The organism is Frigoribacterium sp. CFBP 8766, from assembly GCF_014841435.1.
GTDB lineage: Bacteria > Actinomycetota > Actinomycetes > Actinomycetales > Microbacteriaceae > Frigoribacterium.
This window is the reverse complement of the sequence record NZ_JACYTX010000001.1, coordinates 282,385-302,194: the sequence shown is the minus strand read 5'-3', so window position 1 is coordinate 302,194 and position 19,810 is coordinate 282,385. Positions and strand designations below refer to the sequence as shown.

The window sequence follows — 19,810 nt, the reverse complement described above, 5'->3', positions numbered from 1 at the left end:
GGAAGGGCTCAGTTCCGGTGGACGCGGATCCAGTCGACCTTCATCTGCTGCGGCAGCACCGTGGTGGCGTCCGGGTAGCCCGGCCACTGGCCGCCGACGGCGACGTTGAGCACGAGGAAGAACGGGGCGTCGAACACCCACGGGTCGCCCCCCGTGCTCGCGCGCGTGACACGGTGGTAGACCTGCCCGTCGACCGACCACTCGATCGACCCGGGCTTCCGGTCGACCGCGAACGTGTGGAAGGTGTCCGCGAAGGCCCAGCCCTGGGGGTGCCGGTAGGTGCCGCTGATCGCCTCGCCTCCCGAGTAGCCGGGACCGTGCGCCGTGCCGTGCACGAGGTGGGGCTCGCGGCCGATGTTCTCCATGACGTCGATCTCGCCCGCGGCCGGCCAGCCCTTCGAGGGCAGCTCGGCGCCGAGCATCCAGAAGGCCGGCCAGATGCCCTGGCCCCGTGGGACCTGGATCCGCGCCTCGATGCGTCCGTACTGGGGCTCGTACGTGCCCTGCGTGGTCAGGCGCGCGGAGGTGTAGGTCCCGTTCGCCTCCTTCCGCGCCGTGATGACGAGGGCGCCCGCTCCGTCGAGCGCCGAGTTGGCCCTCGACGTCGTGTACATCTGCAGCTCGGCGTTGCCCCAGCCGCCGGCCCCGGTCTCGAGGTTCCAGGTCGCCGGGTCGGGAGCGCTGCCCGCGGCCCCGTCGAACTCCTGTGCCCAGACGACCCCGGCAGGCAGCGCGGCGGTGCGTCGCACGCCCAGCGTGTCGCGGCCGTCGCCGTCCCAGTCGCCGACGAGGGTGGTGTCCCCTGCCCGCCCGTAGGCCTGGACACGGTCGGCCTCGCCGCCCGCGAAGGAGTCGCTGACGAAGTAGGTCGTGGCGCGGCGCACGACGGGGGTGTCGCGACCGTCGCCGTCCCAGTCGCCGACGTACACCTGGTCGTCGGCGCGGCCGAAGGTGAAGGCGACGTCGGCGGCGCCTCCGGCGATGGTGTTCTTGAGGTGGAAGGCGTTCCCCCGGCGGATGCCGAGGGTGTCGCGGCCGTCGCCGTCCCAGTCGCCGACGAGGACGAGGTCGTCGGCCCGGCCGTAGGCGAGCACCTGCTCGGCGGCGCCGCCCGTGAGCCGGTTCGTGAGGTGGTAGGTCGACCCACGGCGGATGGCGGGCGTGTCCACGCCGTCGCCGTCCCAGTCGCCGGTGAGCGCGACGTCGGACGGCGTCCCGAAGCGGCCGGTCCGGAGGTCGCCGCCGCCGCCGAGCACGTCGTCGAACGCGAAGGTCGCGTCGCGACGGGTCGCGAGGCTGTCCGCCCCGTCGCCGTCCCAGTCGCCGACGTGGACGGCGTCGTCGTCGCGCCCCCAGGTGAAGGCCCGGTCCGCGTCGCCGCTCCACCGGTCGTTGAGGAAGTACTGCGTGCCGACGCCCCCGACGGCGCCGCCGGAAGCGGTGGCGCCGGAGGCGGTGGCCGGGAGGCCGCTCGCCACCGTCGCGCCGACGCAGATGCCCGCCACCACGATCGCCGCCCGTGCTCGTCGTCCCACGATGTCGTCCCCCCTCGCCGGCGACCCCGCCGGACCCTGACGGCCGTCCTCGCGGAGGCGAGGCCCGGCCGGTCGATGTGGCCCGACCCTACCGGCGCGGGGGGCCGTCCACCACCGTCGTCGACGACCGCTCGACCGGGTCGGCGAGCGTCGAGGCGAGCACCTCGGGCGACGGGCCCGGCTGGTCGGCCCCGGCGTCCGACCGCACGGCGACGATCCCGGCGACGATCAGGACGCCTCCGACGAGCTGCCACGGGGTCAGCGCCTCGTCGAGCAGCACCCACGCCCAGGCCGCGGCGGCCGCGACCTCGAGCAGGCCGATGAACGACGCCAGCCGCGACCCGAGCATCGAGCTCGCGGTGATGCTCGTCGCGTAGGCGACGGCGGTGGCGACGACTCCGATCACCAGCATCGGCACCCACCAGGCGACGACCCCGCCGAGCACGACCACATCGTCCGCCGACGCGGTGAAGGGCACCAGCCCGGTCAGGCCCAGCAGCCCGAGCAGCGCCGACCCGACCAGCAGCCCCGAGGCGGCGAGCGCCACCGGGGGCAGGTCGCCCGACGGCTGCGCGGCGATGACGAAGTACCCGGCGCAACAGACCATCGCGAGGACGCCGAAGAGCAGGCCGAGGGGGTCGAGCGCTCCCCCGCCGCTCGGCGACACGACGAGCACGAGCCCGGCCGCGGCGATCGCGGAGCCGATCAGCACGATCCCGGCCGGTCGACGACGCGACACCGCCCACGCGACGGCGACGAGCAGCAGCGGGGCCATGTACTCCAGCAGGATCGCCGTCCCGACGGGGATGTGCTGGATGGCGGCGAAGTAGAAGACCTGCGTCCCGGCGACCCCGACGACGGCCATGCCGAGCACGCGCCGACGCGCCCGCCAGATCGGTCGGAGGTCGAGGCGCAGCGCCGCGAGAGCGACGGGGGCGAGCAGCGCGCCCCCGACGAGGGCGCGCAGGGCCACAGCCGCGACGGGGCTCCAGCCGGAGGCGAGCAGCGGCTTGACGAAGGGGCCCGACACCCCGAAGGAGGCGGCGGCCACGACTGCGACGATCAGTCCGGTCGTGAGGTGGCGGCGGTCCACGGCTGCTCGTTTCGTCAGGGGCACCGGACGTCGGGGGCGACCGTCGCATCAGGGCTCAAAGGGTGATGAGTCCTGACAGTAGACTGGTCACGAGTAAGGAGTCAATGTGCTTTTCGCCCCTGACACGGAAGACGTGCTGGAGTTCGACGCGACGATCCTCAACACGGCCGCCCGAGCGACCCGCAGCGGCGTCGACCAGCTCGCCACGACCGACCAGCTGGCCGAGCTGATGACGCGCTTCGGCTTCTCCGGCCGGTTCGACGGCGACGAGGCCGAGCTCGAGGCCGTGCGGCAGGCCCGCACGCGCCTCCGTCAGCTCTGGACCCTCGACCGCGACGCGATGGTCGAGGCGGTGAACGAGCTGCTCGCGCGGCTGCAGGCGGTGCCGCGGCTCGTGCGGCACGGCGACCTCGACTGGCACGTGCACGCCACCCCGCAGGAGGCGCCCCTCGCGGACCGCATCCTCGTCGAGGCCGCGATGGCCCTCGTCGACGTCGTCCGGACCGACGAGACCGGGCGCCTCCGCGAGTGCGCGGCGGACGACTGCGACGGCGTGCTCGTCGACCTCTCGCGGAACGCCTCGAAGCGCTTCTGCAGCGTGCGCTGCAGCAACCGCGTGAACGCGGTCGCGTTCCGCGAGCGGCGCGCGGCCGACCCGCTCGCGTAGCGCGCCGCGGCAGGCCGTCAGGCCGTCAGGCCGTCAGGCGATCAGGCGGTGCGGCTGCGGCGGCGCGCGGCGACCAGCACGACCCCGGCGGCGGCGAGCGCGAGGCCGAGGGCGCCGGCCGTCCAGGCGACGAGGGTCGATCCCGTGAAGGCGAGGCGCGCCTCCTCGTCGTCGGCGACGGGTGCGGTCGCCGCGGGTGCCGACGTGGCGGCCGGCACAGCGGGGGCTGCGGGCGCTGCGGGATCGGCGGGCGCCGGGACCGGCGCAGCGGCCGTGCCGATCCGGAACGACGCCGTGGCCTCGGCGGACGCGTAGACCGCGTCGCCCGAGTACGCCGCGGTCACCGTGTAGCTCCCGTCGGCCAGGTCGGGGACGGTGCAGGCAACGGTCGGCAGGGTCACCGTGCAGAGGGTGGTGGGTCCGGTCGAGAAGACGACGGTGCCGGTGGCGTCCGCGGGCAGCCCCGTGACGCTCAGCTGTGCATCGCCGTCGACGACGACCGCGCCGGCAGCCAGGGCGACGGGGGTGGTGAGGACGACGAACGAGCCGAGGTCGGCCCGGGTCGGCTCGTGCGCGGCGTCGGCCTGGTCGTAGTCGACACGGACGGCGGTCGACGGGTCGGCGTCGGCCGTGCACGTCGCCGTGGACGTCGCTCCCGACGCGGCCGGCACGAGGTCGGCCTCGCAGAGCAGCTCCTCGGTGGCCGAGTCGACGAACTCGACCGTGCCGAGGGGCGCCGTCGGGTCGGTCGCCGCGGCCGAGGCGACGTCGGCGGTGAAGACGCTGGACGGGCCGGTGGTGCCCGGCGTCTGCCGGCCCGACGACGACGTGACGACCGTGGGCTCACGCACTGCCGAGACCTCGAGCTGCGACGTCGCCGCGGCGGAGTCCGTCGACGACACGGTCGTGAGCACGGTCAGGGCGCCCGCAGCGTCGGCGGTCGCCGTGTACGGCACGGTCAGGACCGGCAGGGAGGCGCCCGGCGCGAACTCGGGAGAGGGCACGACGGTGCAGGTCACGGTCTGGCCGGAGACGGTGCACGCCCAGCCGGTCGCCGCGGTCGGCAGCGTCGGGGCGAGCCCCTCGGGGAACACGAGCGTCGCCACCACGGGCTCGGCCTCGGCGCCGCCGTCGGCGCTGACCGACGCGGCGACGCTCACGGTCGAGCCGCGGGTCGGCACGACGGTCGCGCTGCCCGACGTCGTCTGCGCGAGCACGGGGGCAGGGCCGACGAGGGTCGTCGCCCGGGCGTTCGCGATCTCGTGGTAGTCGGACAGGCTCCCGGTGCCGCCGGTCCAGCCGAAGGTGAGCTTGTAGGGCACGCCGGTCGTGGGGTCGTACCAGGAAGGGTCGGTCGACGAGCCGAGGAGCGAGGGCAGGGGGCCCTGGGTGATCGTCGGCGCGCTGCCGAAGCTCCCCTGGAGACTCACGACGTAGCTGCCGGCCGGCACCTCGAGGCCCGACGGCGAGGTGACGGTGTCGGCCGAGGGGTTCACGGCCACCTCGACGGGGACTCGACCGGCCTCGTCGCGAACGCCGTCGAACCCGCGCAGGTTCCCGTCGACCCGGGTGCTGCTCAGGACGCAGTAGCCCGTCGACCCGTTGCCGGGGCCGCGGAGAGTCAGGGCGTTCGAGCCCGCCCCGCCGACGGGCGGGCACGAGTTCCCGCTGAAGGCGGGGTTGGCGAAGTTGCCGTAGGCGTCCAGCCCCACGCCCAGGTAACCGTTCGCGAGGCCGAGCTGCGAGTCCTGCGGGCTGTAGCCCAGCGAGCCGCCGATGCCTCCGAGGCGCGTCGGCACCTCGGGGTCGAAGGGATCCGTCGCCGCGAGGTAGAAGGTGAGGCCGTCGGCGGCGCCGCCGCCGTACTGCCACGAGTCGAAGGTGACGTCGAGGCCCTGAGCGGTGGGCACCGAGACGGTCGACCCGACGCCGCCGGACTGGCTCGTGCCGGTGTCCGTGAGGCGGAGCGCTCCCGAACCCTCGGGGTCGTTCGCGAAGCGGCACCCGGGGATCGGCGAAGCGGCGACGTCGGTGCCTGCGGTGAGGCAGGCCACGTTGCCCGACGGCGTCGTCGGCAGCAGGAAGTCGGGCCCGGCCGAGGCGCCACCGAAGCTCTGGTCGAGGAACACCGTCTGCGCCGGAGGAGCCGCGTGGGCGGCACCCGCACCGGAGAGGAGCAGGGCACCGGCGACGGTGGTCGCGGCGAGCCCGGCGGCGGCACGGCGGAGGAAGGGGGAACGGAGAGGGCGCATCGGGATCCGGCTTCGTCGGGTGGTCTCGCTCGTCGAGACGTGCTGAGAGTAAGGGATGAGAGGCGCATACCGCCAGGTATCGGCGTGTCGTGTCGGCGGCGGTGCGCTCAGCGGACCGGCTGGCAGCTCGGGCACCACCAGGTGCGGCGCCGGCCGGGGTCGTCCGCGACCTCGGCACGCACGAGCACGGTCGTGCCGCAGCGCAGGCACGGGCGCCCGGCGCGCCCCGCCACCCAGTGCCGCTCGCCGCGCCGCGTGTTCCCCGTCGTCGTCTGGAACATGCCGGGCACCCGCACCGACGCCTGCAGCCCCCGCGCCGCGACCCGCACGAGCGCTGCCGTGTCGACCGCGCCCACCGGGGTGAACGGCGAGACCCCGCGCAGGAAGCAGACCTCGTTCGCCCACAGGTTGCCGAGCCCGGCCAGCACCCGCTGGTCGAGCAGCACGGCCGCCACCGTGCGGTCCGGGTCGGCCGCCTCGATCCGTCGCCGGGCTTCCGCCGGGTCCCAGTCGTCGCGCAGCGGGTCGGGCCCGAGGTGGCCCACCACGGACCGCTCGTCGCGGGTGTCGAGCAGCTCGACCACGGGCATGTCGAGGCCCCACGCGGTGGAGCCGGCCTCGGTCTGCAGCCGGACCCGCGCCTCCTTCGCGACGGCCGTGGGGAGTCGCCGACCGGGCCGCGTGATCGTCCACGAGCCCTGCATGCGGAGGTGCGTGTGCAGCGTCCGCCCGGTGTCGAAGCGCGTGAGGAGGTGCTTGCCGTGGGTGTCGTGCTCACGGATCGTCCACCCCGCCAGGGGCGTGCCCGCGGCGGCGCCCGACCGCAGCTCGCCGCTCGTCAGCCGCTGCCCGTCGAGGGACGCACGGAGGCGCGCGGCCAGTCGGAAGACGCTGTCACCCTCGGGCATGCGGGCAGGCTAGCCGCCGCCTCCGACACCCGTCCCGCACGGCCGGACCGCGAGCACAGCCGGACCCTGCGCACGGCCCGGACCACTCACGGCCGCGCCGCGCGCACGACTCAGGAAGTCCAGCCCGTCAGTTCCTGGATCGTGCACGGTTCAGGAACCAAGCTCCTCTCCTCGCAACACGCAGGAGCCATCTTCCTGAATGAAGAGAAGAGCGGCCGCGGCTACTCGGCGAGCAGGTCCGCCCGCGACCACGAGTCGACGACGTTCCCCCGCCCGCCGGCGCGGAACGCGAGCACCGCGGCGCCGATGCGCCCGCCGTGCGTGCCGAGCTCGGACAGGCGCACCTCGGGCGCGGCCCGCCAGGCCAGCCCGGCCGCGAGCTCGGCGCGCAGCGGGTCGACGAGGGCGGCGCCCGCGCGGGACACTCCCCCGGCGAGCACGATCACGGCCGGGTCGACGAGCAGCGTGAGCGACGTCAGGCCGAGCGCGAGGGCCCGGACGCCGTCCGCCCAGACCCGGTCGGCGACCGCGTCGACGCCGGTCCCGACGCCCTCGACGCCCCCGACCCGCGCGACGACGGCCGCCGTGTCGAGCCCGGGCAGTCCGCCGAGGGCCGCGTACCGCCGGGCGACGCCGGCCCCCGACAGGTACACCTCGAGGCAGCCGTGCTGGCCGCAGGTGCAGGCCTCGCCGCCGGGCACCGCCGGCACGTGGCCGAGCTCGCCCGCCGCCGTCAGGGCCCCGCGGACGGCGTGGCCGCCGCTCGTGATCGACGCCGCCACGCCGGTGCCGACGGCGACGAGCACCGAGTCGGCGACCCCCGCCGAGGCGCCGAACAGGCTCTCGGCCAGGCCGCTCGTCCGCACGTCGTGGTCGATCTCGACGGGCACCCCGAGCTCGGCGGAGAGGATCGGGCCGAGCGGCACGTCCGTCCAGCCGAGCGTGGACGCGAAGAGGACGACGCCGCGCTCGGCGTCGACCATGCCCGGCGTCACGACGCCCACCCCGACGACGTCGTGCCCAGAGGTCCGTGCGGCGGCCCGCAGCTCGTGCAGGAGGCCGACGACGAGGTCGACGGACTCCGCGCCCGTGGCTCCCGCCGCGACCGAGAGGGAGAGGACGGTGCGCCCCGAGTCGTCGACCACCGCCCCCTTGAAGGAGGTGCCCCCGATGTCGACCGCGACGACCGCGGACCGGGACGGGGCCGGGTCGGGCACCGCGCCTCCTGCGTCCTCGCTGCCCTGGACGTCCGCCGAGTCGGCAATGTGAGGATCGTGCGGCCCGCGCTCGACGGCCGCGAGGAACTCCGCGACGACGGCCGGGTCGGTCCGCAGCGTCCCGTCCCCGCGCGGCGACGGCGACATCGCCCGCAGGTGCACCGAGGAAGCGCCGGTCGCGGCGAGCAGGGAGCCCACGCCGGCGGCACGGACCCCGCCGCCGACGAGCACCTCGGGGGCGTCGGGGCTCGCGGCTGACCGCCGCACGAGCTCGGCCAGCACGTCCGCGCCCTCGGCCGCGGTGCCCGGTCCGCCCGCCGTCAGGACGCGGCGCACGCCGAGCGACCGCAGCACGTCGTACGCGGCGAGCAGGTCGGGCGTGGCGTCGATCGCCTTGTGGAACGTGACGGGCAGCGGACCGGCCGCGGCGAGCAGCCGGCGCATCGCCGGCACGTCGACCTCGGAGGCGGGGGTCAGGGCCCCGAGGACGACGCCGACCTCGGTCCCGCCCTCCTGGCCGGCGGGGTGCTCGGTCGACAGCGAGGCCGCGAGCGCCGCGAGCGCCTCGAGATCGGCGCACATGACGTCGAGCTCGCCGTCGTCGTACGTGAAGTCGCCGCCGCGCGGACGGACGATCACCTGCACGCCGACGTGCCGCACGGCCCGGAGCACGGAGCCGACCAGCCCGGCGCTCGGGGTGGTCCCGCCCTCGAGCAGGTCGGCGCAGAGCTCGATCCGCTCGACGCCCGCACGGTCGGCCACCAGCGCGCCGTCGAGGTCGTCGACGCAGAGCTCGACGACGACGTCCGTCACGAGGCGTCGACCCCGGCGCCGCGCGCCCCGGCGTCGGCAGCCCCGGCGCCGCGCGCCCCCGCGACCCACGCCGCGACGTCCGCCCCGACCCGGATCTCGCCGACGGGCACCCCGCCGCCGAGCACCGGCAGCGCGGTCAGCGACCCGGCCCCGGAGACGTCCACGCCGAGCGCCCCGAGCACCTCGAGCGCGACCAGCGTCGTCGCCCGCGGGCTGCCGTCGACCACCTTCATCGACACGGCCTCGCCGGTCGACGTCGCCATCCCGATCACGCCCTCGGCGCCGCCCTTGGCGAGCAGGCCGGGCACGCGGGTCATCGCGTCGCTGTTGGCGTGGGCGTTCCCGCCCACGTAGAAGGGGTGCGCGCGCATCGCGTCGGCGACGCGGCGGGCGTTCGACCCCGCTGACGCCGTGACGAGCGCCCGGAACGACCGCGCCAGCCCCTCGACGGTCGTGCTGAAGAGGGGCGCGCCGCAGCCGTCGACGGCCGTGGCCTCCACGGTCGTGCCGGCCACCGCCTCCAGCGTCCGGCGGACGAGCTGCTGCAGCGGGTGGGAAGGGTCCAGGTAGGAGGCGGTGTCCCAGCCCGCGGACACGCACGCCAGCAGCATGGCCGCGTGCTTGCCCGAGCAGTTCATGCGGACGCGCGACCGGGTCTCGCCGTCGCGGATCAGCCGCTCGCGCGTCGCCTCGTCCTCGGGCCAGTCGACCGGGCAGCCGAGCGCCGACTCGTCGAGCCCCGCGCGGGCGAGGATGCGGCGGACGACCTCGACGTGCGCGTCCTCGCCGGTGTGGCTGCCGGCCGCGATGGCGAGCTCCTCGCCGTCGAGGTCCGCCCCGGCCTCGAGGCAGGCGAGCGCCTGCACGGGCTTGGTCGTCGAGCGCGGCAGCACCTGCGCCGCGCCGCTGCCGAGGTCGGCCGCGACGCGCCCCTCGGCGTCGAGCGCGACCAGCCAGCCGAGGTGCCGGCTCTCGACCACGCCCGAGCGCACGACGACGGCGAGCTCGGCGAGCGACGCGGCCGGGGCTGACGGTGCCGCAGGGCTGGCCGACGTCGGCGTCGGCAGGCCGTCGGCACGGGAAGGGAGGGAGGGGGCCACGGTGTGCTCCTTGGTGACGGGGAGGGAGGGAGGGTCAGTCGAGCGCGGGCGCCGAGGCCGGCGCCGGCACGGGAGCCGCCGCGCGCCGGGGGCTGCGCCGCGACGGACGTGCCCGCAGGCGGGCGGCGAGCGTCGACAGCGCCCCGTTGAAGACGAGGTACACGAGCGTCACGACGAGGAACGTCTGGATCAGGAGGTGGTTGAACGACGACAGCACCTGGCCGCGGTAGAGCAGCTCGGTGAAGGCGACGATGTAGCCGAGCGAGGTGTCCTTGACCAGGCTGACCAGCTGGGTCACCAGCGACGGCGTCACGAAGCGGAGCGCCTGCGGCAGCACGACGAGCCGGGTCGTCTGCGCCGACGAGAGCCCGAGGCTGAGCCCGGCCTCGCGCTGGCCGCGCGACAGCCCGAGGATCCCGGCGCGGACGATCTCGGCGAACGCGGCCGAGTTCGCCACGGTCAGCGGCACGACGAGCTTCCAGATCAGCGGCAGGTCGAGGCCGAGCTGCGGCAGCCCGAACAGCATCAAGTAGATGAGCAGCAGCACGGGCACCGTGCGGGCGACCTCGATGTAGGCGGTCGACAGCCAGCGCAGCGGGCGACGCGGGCTCAGCCGCCCGAGTGCCAGCAGGAGGCCCAGCGCGCCGCCGAGCACCGCGACGAGGGCGGCGGCCTGGATCGTGCCCCAGAGCCCCACGAGCAGGTACTGCCAGATCGGCCAGGAGAGGAACGGCGTCCAGCGGTCGGCGTCGAGCTGCCCGCGCGAGCCGAACTGGACGAGCCCGGCCGCCACGAGCCCCGCGAGGGCGAGCACGACGACGACCGACCAGAGCCGGATGGCGCGTCGCATCCGCGGGCCGGGCTCGTCGTAGAGCGAGACCGTGGGCGCCTTCCGGACGGAGGCGGAGGCGGGGGTGACGGCAGCCGCACCGCTGCCAGGACGGGAGGAGGAGGAGGTCGGCGTGGTCATCGGACGATCGCCGCCTTTCGTTCGAGGCGTCCGGCGCCGAGGCCGATGACGAGGGCGAGGGCCATGTAGACGAGGCCGGCGGCGGTGAAGATCAGGATCGGCTGGGCCTGGACGAGGTTGAGCTTGTTCACGGCGCTGGTCAGCTCGACGACGCCGACGGCCGCGGCGAGCGCCGTGTTCATCGTGAGCGCGATCATCACGTTGCCGATCGGCTGCACGGCCGCCCGCAGCGACTGCGGCAGCACGACGAGCCGGAGCGTCTGGCCGAGGGTCAGCCCGAGGGCCCTGCTCGCCTCGATCTGGCCGTTGCCGACCGTGTTCACGCCGCTGCGCACCGCCTCCGCCACGTAGGCGGCCTCGTAGAGGGCGAGCACGAGCACCGTGGTCGGTGCGAGCGGCATGATCAGCCCGGCGTCGGGCAGGGCGAAGACGGCGAGGATCAGCAGCGCCAGCAGCGGCACGTTCACGAAGAACTGCGTGTACGCCCAGGCGGCGCCGCGCAGCACGGGCACCGGGCTGATCCGGGCGGCGGCGACGAGCGTGCCGAGCACGAGGGCCCCGGCGCCGGCGACGAGCGCCATCACGATCGTCGTGCCGAGGGCCGTGAGGAGCGGCCCTGCACTGTCGACGAAGAAGTCCATGGGGTCTTTCGGGCCGAGGGCGGGTGGGGCAGGTGGAGCAGAGGAGAGCAGGAGGTGCGGCTGCAGCGACGGGGCCGGGTGCCGGCCGGCCGTCGGGTCGCCCCCACGGCCGGCCGGCGCACCGCGCCCGCGGTCCGGCTAGGAGCCGGGGACCGAGCCGATCTCGGGGGCGTCGGGGGTGTCCGACTCGACGGCCGCGCCGAGGGTCGCGTCCCAGACCTTCGCCCAGGTGCCGTCGTCCTCGATCTGCACGAGCCAGTCGTTGATGAACGCCTTGAAGTCGGCGTCGTCCTTGGCGAGGCCGATGCCGTAGGCCTCGGTCGTGAAGGGCTGGCCGACGACCTTGATCGAGTCGTCCGACGCGGCGTTGGAGGCGAGCAGCGTGAAGTCCTGCACGTACGCGTCGCCACGGCCCTGCTTGAGGGCCTGCATCGCCTGAGGGTCGGTCGCGAACGACACGAGCGTGGCGGTCGGCTGCTCCTCGGGCACGGCGGTGACGGCGGGCGTGTTGGCGCCGACGATGACCTTCTTGCCACCCAGGTCCTCGATGCCCTTGATCTCGTCGTTGTCGGCCTTCACCGCGACGGCCAGGCCGGACTCCAGGTAGGGGCCGGCGAACGAGATCTGCTCGGCCCGCTCCTCCGTGATCGTGTACGTGTTGAAGACGACGTCGACGGTGCCGTTCTGCAGCAGGGCCTCACGGGTCTCGGAGGCGGGCGGGACGATCTCGACGTTCGGCTCGCCCAGGATGTAGATGGCGAGCAGCTTGGCGAGGTCGGCGTCGAAGCCCTGCACGTCGTCGGGGTTCGACGGGTCCTGCTGCGAGAGCAGCGGCGCGTCGAGGGCCTCGCCCACGATCAGCTTCCCGCGCTCCTTGATCTTGGCCATCGTCGAGTCGGGCAGGATGTCGGCCGCGTCCGCGACGACCGCGTCCGCGTAGACCTCGTCGAGGGCCGAGGCGGCCGAGGAGGCGCTGGGGTCGGCGCCGGGGACGGCCGAGCTGTCGCTCGAGCAGGCCGCGAGGCCGAGCATGGCGACGACGGCGACGGCTGCCGGGACGACCCGACGCAGGCGGAGGGGGGAGGGGGAGGTGCGCAAGGTGGTGCCTCTCTTCGATGGGGCTGCTGTGGGAGGTGGTGCTGCGGGAGGTGCGGAGGGGGAGGAGGTCAGTGGGTGAGGATCTTCGACAGGAACGCCTTCGCCCGGTCGGACTCGGGGTGGTCGAAGAAGGTGGCCGGGTCGGCCTGCTCGACGATGCGGCCGTCGTCCATGAACACGACGCGGTCGGCGGCGCGACGGGCGAAGCCCATCTCGTGGGTGACGACGATCATCGTCATCCCCTCGGCGGCGAGGGAGACCATCACGTCGAGCACCTCGTTCACCATCTCGGGGTCGAGCGCCGACGTCGGCTCGTCGAAGAGCATCACCTTCGGGCGCATGGCGAGCGCGCGGGCGATGGCGGCGCGTTGCTGCTGGCCGCCCGAGAGCTGGGCGGGGAAGGAGTCGGCCTTGTCGGCGATGCCGACCCGGGCGAGCAGCTCGAGCCCGTGGGCCTGGGCGTCCTTCTTCGACTCCCCCCGCACGGTGATCGGCGCCAGGGTCACGTTGTCGAGGATCGTCCGGTGCGCGAAGAGGTTGAACGACTGGAACACCATGCCGACGTCGGAGCGGAGGGCGGCGAGCGCCTTGCCCTCCTCGGGCAGCCGGACGCCGTCGACGAGGATCTCGCCGCTCGTGGTCGTCTCGAGCCGGTTCAGGCAGCGGCAGAGCGTGGACTTGCCCGAGCCGGAGGGGCCCACGACCACGACGACCTCGCGCGGCGCCACGCTGAGCGTGACGTCCTTGAGGACGTGGTGCTCGCCGAAGTGCTTCTGGACGTCGCGCATCGTGATCATGTCGTTCGCGCTGGTGCCTGAGGCGGTGCTGTCCACGCTGGTGCCGCTTTCTCGAGAGGTGCGGCAAGGGGGCCGCGTCGCCGTCCGGTGAGGTCGTCGTCCGTGTGGGACGGGAACCTACTGTGCGATTGTTACACGTAGATTTCGATCAACTTCGTGCAATACTGGAGCAACGCGACCAGCCTGACCAGGTTCGCGACCGATCATCGCGAGGGGCCCATGACGACGACCGAGGCGTTCCGTGCCCCTCCCCGCCACACGCCCCAGGCCGTCGAGGTGCTGCGTCCGCTGAGGACGGGCGCCGCGAGGTCACGCGCGGACCTCGCCAGGGTGTCGGGGCTGTCGCCCTCGACCGTCGCCTCCCGCGTCGAGGACCTGATCCGTCTCGGCCACGTCGTCGAGACGGGCGAGGGCGCGTCGCGGGGCGGCCGCCGTCCCCGGCGGCTGCAGATCCGGGGCGACGCCGGCCTCGTCGGCTGCGTCGACCTCGGCGTCGACCGCGCCTCCTTCGGCCTGGTCGACTTCTCGGGCGCGCTGCTGGCCGAGCGCCACGTGGCCCTGGACGTGGCCGAGGGGCCGACCGCGGTGCTGTCGGCGTCGCTCGCGCACCTCCTCGGGATGCTCGACGAGCTGGGCGACCCTGGGCACGCCCGCCTGAGCGGCCTGTCGGTGGGCGTGCCCGGCCCCGTCTCGTCGACGACGGCGCGCATCGTCTCGCCCTCGCGCATGCCCGGCTGGAACGGCGTCTCGGTCGCCGAGGTCGTGCAGCGCGAGATCGACCTGCCCGTCGTGGTCAACAACGACGCGAACCTCATGGCGGCCGGCGAGCTCGTGGCCGAGGGCGACGAGGCCGTGCCCGCCGACCAGGTCTTCGTCAAGGTCGGCTCGGGCATCGGCTGCGGCATCGTCTCGCGCGGCGAGCTCTACACGGGCAGCAACGGCTGGGCGGGCGACATCAGCCACGTCACGGTGCCCGGCGCGACCGCCGTCCCGTGCTCGTGCGGCCGCACCGGCTGCCTCGACGCGCTCGCCTCGGGCAACGCGCTCGTGCGCGAGATGCAGCTGGCCGGCCACGACGTCTCGACCGTCGAGGCGATGATCGACCTGGCCCGCGACGCGCACCCCCTCGCCACCGGCCTGCTGCGCGGAGCCGGGGTCATGACGGGCGGCGTGCTCGCGACCATCGTCAACTTCTTCAACCCCGACCGGCTCGTGCTCGGCGGCGTGCTGGCCGACTCGGACGTCTTCGTCGCCGGCGTCCGCTCGACCCTCTGGGCCGACTGCCTGCCGATGGCGACCGACCAGCTGACCGTCGAGGTCACGCGGCACCAGGGCTCGGGCGGGCTGCGCGGGGCGGGGCGGGTGTTCCTCGACCAGGTGTTCTCGGTGCGCGGCCTGGCCTGAGCTCGCGCGGTGTGCTCAGCCTGCGGCGAGGCCGGAGCGCGCCTCGAACCAGGCCAGCCCGTCGGCGAGGCCGATCGACGCCGTGTGCCAGTCGTGCGCGCTGGCCGGCACCCGCTCCGTCACCACCGCCATGCCGGCCGCCCGCGCGGCGGTCGCGACGACCGGCATCGCCGGGCCGTACCGGGTGTCGTCGGCACCGACCGCGAAGAACGCCGCGGAGCCCGGGTACGGAGCCCCTGCCGCGAGCACCGCGACCGGCTGGGCAGCGTCGTACGCGCGGCGGTCGCCGCCGAAGCCCAGTCGGATCGTCCGCGCGACACCGCCGTCGAGCTCGGGGCCGAGCTGCCCCGACACGTCGACCAGCGACCCGAACGTCCCCCGGTGGCCCGCGGCCAGCTGCACCGAGCAGGTGCCGCCCTGCGAGAAGCCGCCGATCGCCCACCCTGCCCCGGTCGGCAGCACGTGCAGGTGCGACGAGACCCAGCGCGGCACGTCGACCGTCAGGTACGTCGCGCTGTTCCCGAGCGCTCCGTCGACGCACATCGGGTTGCTCGTGGGTCGGCCCAGCTGGTCGGGCATGACGACGATCGGCGCCAGCCCGGAGTGCGCGGCGGCGAGCGAGTCGAGCGCCGACGGCACCTGGCCGGCCTCGACGAGGTTCTCCGGCGAGGCGCCCGGCCCCTGCCCGGAGAGCAGCACCACGACCGGCAGGGCCGGCGGGTCCGCGGTGAGCGCGGCGGGCGGCAGCCAGACGATCGCGGGCCTGGCGGGGAAGCCGGACGTCGTCCCCGGCAGGTCGACGCTGCCGAGCCTGCCCCGGGCCGGCATCCCCGCCGGAGCACGCCAGGTCGACCACGGAGTCGACCCGTCGGCGGTCTCGCCGGTGGTCGCCGCCTCCCCCGCCGGGATCCGCAGCGGCGACACCGTCGAGCGCCCCGTGAGGGCCGCCACCGTCGGGAACAGCCCGGCGTCGCGGTTCACCGCCAGGCCCGCGGCGAGCACCACGGACACGACGGCGACGGCGGCGAGCGCCCGACGACCGGCCCCGCCGCGCACCGCCGCGACGACGAGCGCGCCGGTCGCCGCGCCGAGGAGTGCCACCCAGATGCGGTCGACCCAGGTCGGCGGCACGTCCGCGACGTCGAGCACGTCGCCGAGCCACCAGGAGGCGGCGGCACCGATCCCGGCACCGGCGGCGGCCGCCGCGACGACCCAGGCCCAGCGCCGTCGATCGCGGAGCCGCCCGCGGAGGGCGGTCAGCATCAGGGCGGCAGCCACGAGGTCGACGACGAGCAACGTCCAGGTCGAGACCAGCGACAGCTCCCACAGGTCGGACATCGGCGCTCCTCACCACTCGTGACCGCACGACGACGCGCGCTCACCCGTCGATGCCGCGCGCACCCTCGTGCGCGAGCGCGGGTCTGCGCGGGTCCCGCGGGTGTGCGTGCGGCCGGCGACCGAGGTCGCCGGGCGTGCCGCCAGTCGACCACGGCACCGTCCCCCGCCGCGTCGCCCCCGAGGCCCACCGCGTCCGCCGACCGGCCGGCCGACGGCAGCCGATCGGCCGGACGGGCCCGGCCCTGCGGCGGCCGTTCGGCCGGGGCGCACCCTCCTCCCGGGCGATGTCACCACCACGTCCGAGGACGAGACTCAGCGTCGTGAGCGAGCACACGACCACCTCCGACCCGGCGACGCCGTCGAGCTCTGCCGTCGAGACCGCCAGCTCGGCGAGCAGCTCCGGCATCGGCGCCGGCACCGCAGCCGCCGGTGCCGCCGCCGCACGTCTCCGACGGTGGCACCCGCTCGCCCTCCTCGCGCTGCTGGCGGGCGCCTCCTGGGTCGTGGTCCGCGGCCTCTCCGACGGCCACCCGCACTGGGCCGGCAGCGTGGTCGGCGTCGCGCTCACGGTCGCGGGCGTCGCCTGGGCCGAGGAGCGCCTCGGCACCCGCCGCGCAGCCGCGATCGCCGTGCTCGGCTCCGTGCTGGCCGTCGTGCCCGCCGTGTTCCTGCTGCGGCTCGGCGAGGCCGTCGGCGAGCAGTTCTCGGAGTTCGCGGAGACCGACCGCGTCTGGTCGCCGACGGTCACGCTCGTCGTGGTCGTCGCCGCCGCGAGCCGGGGGCTGGCGCCCGCACGCCGCCAGGGGGTGCGTGCGGCGCTCGTCGCCGTCGTCCTCGCCGCGCTGCTCTTCGGCGGGCACGGCGGCGACCTCGCCAGGGCGGCGGCGCTCCTGGCGGGCCTCGCCCTCGGGCGCCGGCTCGTCCCGCTCTCGACCCGCTCGGCCTGGCACGACGAGACCGCACGCAGCGCCAGGACCATCGCCGCCACGACGCTCGGCACGGTCGCCCTCGGCTGGGCGATCGCCGCTGTCGGCCGGGACGCGGTCGGCGTCCTCTCCCCGATCGCCGACCTGCTCGACCCTGCGGCGACGATCGCGGCCATCGGCGTGCTGGTCCTCGCCGTGGCCCTGCTGCTGCGGGGCCGGCGCCTCGGCCTCGTCCTCGCCGTCGCGGCCCTGCTGCTGATGACCGGCCTGCTCGCCTGGTACTTCACGGTCATCCCCCTCGCCGACGACTGGTTCACCTGGACCGGCGTGCCCTCCGGCGAGCTCGAGTGGCAGGTCGCCCTGCTGCTCGTCTGGCTGGTTCCCGCGGCGAGCATCGTCGTGCTGCTCACCCGTCGTCAGGCGTTCGGCCGCCGCGCGACCGGGAACGGCGCCTCCGACGACCGCCAGCGCGTGCTCGACCAGCTCGCCCGCTCGGACGCCGGCTCTCTCGGCTACATGGGCACCTGGGCGGGCAACAGCCACTGGTTCGCGGCCGACGAGGCGACGGCAGACGAGGAGGCGGCGGTCCCGTCGGGCGCGCACCGCGCCTCCTGCGACGGCTCGGTCGCCTACCGCGCCGCCCACGGCGTCGCCCTCACGGTCTCCGACCCCGTCAGCAGCGAGACGGAGGCGGCCGAGACGATCCGCCGCTTCGCCCGCTGGTGCTCGACCCAGGCCCTCGTGCCTGCGTTCTACAGCGTCCACGAGCGCCATCTCGGCACCTTCGCCGAGCTCGGCTGGAACGTGACGCCGGTCGCCGAGGAGGCGGTGCTCGACCTGGCCGGGTTCACCACCGCGGGCAAGAAGCGCCAGGACCTGCGCACCGCCGTCAACCGCGCCTCGAGGGACGGCGTCGAGGCCGTCTGGGGCACGTGGGCCTCCCTGCCGGACCGGCTCCGCGCGCAGGTCGAGTCGCTGAGCGACGACTGGGTCGACGCGAAGGCGCTGCCCGAGATGGGCTTCACGCTCGGCGGGCTGGCGGAGCTCGACGACCCCGACGTCCGTGTGCTGCTCGCCGTGGACGGCGCAGGGCGACTGCACGGGGTGACGAGCTGGCTGCCCGTCCGGCGCGGGGGCGTCCTCGTCGGCCGGACCCTGGACGTCATGCGGCGCGGGGCCGACCCGATGCCCGGCGTCGTCGAGTTCCTCATCACGACGGCGGCCCAGACGTTCCGGACGGAGGGGCTCGAGACGTTGAGCCTGTCGGGCACGCCGCTCGCCCCGGCGCGTCCGGACCTGCCCACGACCCTCGTGAGCCGCGGCGTCGCCCGCCTGATGGCCCTCACCGGCCGGGTCCTCGAGCCGTCCTACGGCTTCAGCTCGCTCGCGCGGTTCAAGGCCAAGTTCGACCCGCGCCACGAGACCCTCTGGCTGGCCTGCCCGAGCGCCGCCGACCTGGCGCCGATCAGCCGCGCGCTGGCGGCGGCCTACGTGCCCGGGCTGCAGGCTCGCCAGGTCGTCGCCGCACTGGGCGCCGCCCGCGGCAGGAAGGAGACGGACCGATGACCGACCTGCTCGCGAACGTGCCCCTGACCTCCTCCTGGCTGCTCGCCGGCGTCTGGGCGGTCGCGGCCGTGCTGCTCGTGCTCGTGGCGCGCCCGCCGCGACCGGCCCGCGGGTCGGCCGAGACAGCGGGGACAGCGGGGACGGCGGCATCGGCCGGGACAGCCGGGGAAGGCGACCGCCGCACGACCCGGCGCCGCTGGTGGCGGCGCCTCACGGTCGCCGCGCTGGTCGGCGCGGTCGCCGGGGCGCTGACGACCTGGGTCGCCGGGGTCGTCCTCGACGTGGCCGGGGTTCCGCCGACGCCGGTCGACGCGGCCTGGATCACCGCCTCCTCCGCCGCCGTCGCCGTGGCCGTCGTCGCCCTCTGGCGCACCTCGGCCCTGCGCAGGGTGACGGCCGTGCTGGGCGTGGTCGTGTTCCTGCTCGCGGGGGCGCTCGCCGTGAACCGCGACGCGGGGGCGTACCCGACCCTCGCGGCAGCCCTGGGCGTGGACACCGCTCCGGCGCTCGGGGCGGTGCCGGGTGCAGGGGCGTCCGCGTCGTCGAGCACGACGTTCGACCCGACCCTCTGGTCGACCTGGAAGGCCCCCGCCGACATGCCGACGAAGGGCCGCTGGGGCACCGTGCACATCCCCGGCGCGCAGTCGGGGTTCCCGGCCCGCGACGCCATCGTCTACCTGCCGCCCGCCGCGCTCGTCGCCGACGCCCCGGCCCTGCCCGTCGTCGTGATGATGTCCGGCCAGCCGGCGAACCCGGAGGCGGTCGTGACGGCGGGCCACCTCGTCTCGACCCTGGACGCCTTCGCGGCCGCGAACCACGGCCTCGCGCCCATCGCCGTCGTGCCCGACCAGCTCAGCGCCGACGACCACAACCCGATGTGCGTCGACGGCGCCCTCGGCGACAGCGCGACGTACGTCACGACCGACGTCGTGCAGTACGTGTCGTCGCACTACCACGTGGCCTCGGGCCCCCGAGCCTGGACGGTCGGCGGCTTCTCGCAGGGCGGCACCTGCTCGATCCAGTTCGGGGCGGCGCGGCCCGACCTGTTCGGCTCGATCGTCGACGTCTCGGGCGAGCTCGGCCCGTCGGTCGGCTCGCCCGAGGAGACGATCGACGCGGGCTTCGCGGGCGACCGCGCGGCCTACGACGCCGCCCAGCCGCAGGCGATCATGACCGCTCACGGGCGCTATGACGACACCGCCGCCTTCTTCGCGGTGGGAGCCGACGACCCGACCTTCGCGGCGTTCGAGCAGTCGAACTCCGCCGCGGCGGCCGCGGCGGGCATGACCGTGACCCGGTACACGTCGCCCGGCAGCGGCCACGACTGGACGACGGCGACCAACGGGTTCGCCGTCGGGATCGGCGATCTCTACCCGCGCATGGGCCTGGCGGCGACGGCCCAGGTGCCGCAGCTCGGCTGACGGTGCCGGCGCCGGGTCTAGCCTCGTGTCGTCCGGGCAGCCGCACCCCCGCACCCCCGCACCC

General features: G+C 75.2%; 15 protein-coding genes. 4 read left to right on the top strand and 11 right to left on the bottom strand.

Annotated elements, in window-relative coordinates:
* Positions 1 to 8: 8 nt before the first annotated feature.
* Positions 9 to 1,535: a family 16 glycosylhydrolase gene (locus IFT90_RS17475; protein WP_371812046.1), complete on the bottom strand. Its 1,527-nt coding sequence runs from the start codon at positions 1,533 to 1,535 to the stop codon at positions 9 to 11.
* An 88-nt stretch (positions 1,536 to 1,623) separates the two neighbouring features.
* Positions 1,624 to 2,628: an EamA family transporter gene (locus tag IFT90_RS01400; protein ID WP_192040680.1), complete on the bottom strand. Its 1,005-nt coding sequence runs from the start codon at positions 2,626 to 2,628 to the stop codon at positions 1,624 to 1,626.
* 106 nt (positions 2,629 to 2,734) lie between these two features.
* Between IFT90_RS01400 and IFT90_RS01395 the strand changes: the two genes are divergently transcribed.
* Positions 2,735 to 3,295 carry a CGNR zinc finger domain-containing protein gene (locus IFT90_RS01395; RefSeq protein WP_123547627.1) on the top strand — a complete coding sequence of 187 codons (561 nt, stop codon included), beginning with the start codon at positions 2,735 to 2,737 and terminating at the stop codon, positions 3,293 to 3,295.
* Positions 3,296 to 3,336: 41 nt separating this feature from the next.
* On the opposite strand, the gene IFT90_RS17400 is transcribed toward IFT90_RS01395, so the two are convergent.
* The 8 genes from IFT90_RS17400 to IFT90_RS01355 form a co-directional block, all read right to left on the bottom strand.
* Positions 3,337 to 5,547 carry an Ig-like domain repeat protein gene (locus tag IFT90_RS17400; RefSeq protein WP_192040679.1) on the bottom strand — a complete coding sequence of 737 codons (2,211 nt, stop codon included), beginning with the start codon at positions 5,545 to 5,547 and terminating at the stop codon, positions 3,337 to 3,339.
* Between the two features lie 107 nt (positions 5,548 to 5,654).
* Positions 5,655 to 6,455, bottom strand: a complete 801-nt coding sequence (locus IFT90_RS01385) for an Fpg/Nei family DNA glycosylase (RefSeq protein WP_192040678.1) — start codon at positions 6,453 to 6,455, stop codon at positions 5,655 to 5,657.
* Between the two features lie 221 nt (positions 6,456 to 6,676).
* Complete coding sequence (locus IFT90_RS17470) at positions 6,677 to 8,485, bottom strand: copper homeostasis protein CutC (RefSeq protein WP_192040677.1); 1,809 nt, start codon at positions 8,483 to 8,485, stop codon at positions 6,677 to 6,679.
* The gene (locus IFT90_RS01375) at positions 8,482 to 9,585 is read right to left on the bottom strand and encodes an asparaginase (protein ID WP_371812043.1); all 1,104 of its coding nucleotides are present in this window, start codon (positions 9,583 to 9,585) and stop codon (positions 8,482 to 8,484) included. Before IFT90_RS01375 ends, IFT90_RS17470 begins: the two co-directional genes overlap by 4 nt.
* A 34-nt stretch (positions 9,586 to 9,619) precedes the next feature.
* Entirely contained in the window at positions 9,620 to 10,555 is a 936-nt protein-coding gene (locus IFT90_RS01370; protein ID WP_192040676.1) for an amino acid ABC transporter permease, read from the bottom strand.
* The gene (locus IFT90_RS01365) at positions 10,552 to 11,196 is read right to left on the bottom strand and encodes an amino acid ABC transporter permease (RefSeq protein WP_192040675.1); all 645 of its coding nucleotides are present in this window, start codon (positions 11,194 to 11,196) and stop codon (positions 10,552 to 10,554) included. Before IFT90_RS01365 ends, IFT90_RS01370 begins: the two co-directional genes overlap by 4 nt.
* A 138-nt stretch (positions 11,197 to 11,334) precedes the next feature.
* A complete protein-coding gene (locus tag IFT90_RS01360) occupies positions 11,335 to 12,294 on the bottom strand; it encodes a glutamate ABC transporter substrate-binding protein (RefSeq protein WP_244644729.1) in 960 nt (319 codons plus the stop codon).
* Positions 12,295 to 12,362: 68 nt separating this feature from the next.
* Entirely contained in the window at positions 12,363 to 13,091 is a 729-nt protein-coding gene (locus IFT90_RS01355; protein WP_192041376.1) for an amino acid ABC transporter ATP-binding protein, read from the bottom strand.
* Between the two features lie 219 nt (positions 13,092 to 13,310).
* Here IFT90_RS01355 and IFT90_RS01350 point away from each other — a divergent pair, with 219 nt between their 5' ends.
* Positions 13,311 to 14,495, top strand: coding sequence for an ROK family transcriptional regulator (locus tag IFT90_RS01350; RefSeq protein WP_192040674.1), 1,185 nt, complete (start codon positions 13,311 to 13,313; stop codon positions 14,493 to 14,495).
* Positions 14,496 to 14,510: 15 nt separating this feature from the next.
* Here the strand turns inward: IFT90_RS01350 and IFT90_RS01345 are convergent, their stop codons facing one another.
* Positions 14,511 to 15,833 carry an esterase family protein gene (locus IFT90_RS01345; protein ID WP_192040673.1) on the bottom strand — a complete coding sequence of 441 codons (1,323 nt, stop codon included), beginning with the start codon at positions 15,831 to 15,833 and terminating at the stop codon, positions 14,511 to 14,513.
* Positions 15,834 to 16,153: 320 nt separating this feature from the next.
* Between IFT90_RS01345 and IFT90_RS17465 the strand changes: the two genes are divergently transcribed.
* Positions 16,154 to 18,325: a bifunctional lysylphosphatidylglycerol flippase/synthetase MprF gene (locus IFT90_RS17465; protein WP_371812042.1), complete on the top strand. Its 2,172-nt coding sequence runs from the start codon at positions 16,154 to 16,156 to the stop codon at positions 18,323 to 18,325.
* Positions 18,322 to 19,746, top strand: coding sequence for an esterase family protein (locus IFT90_RS01335; protein ID WP_192040671.1), 1,425 nt, complete (start codon positions 18,322 to 18,324; stop codon positions 19,744 to 19,746). The genes IFT90_RS17465 and IFT90_RS01335 overlap by 4 nt, the downstream gene beginning before the upstream one ends.
* Positions 19,747 to 19,810 lie beyond the last annotated feature (64 nt).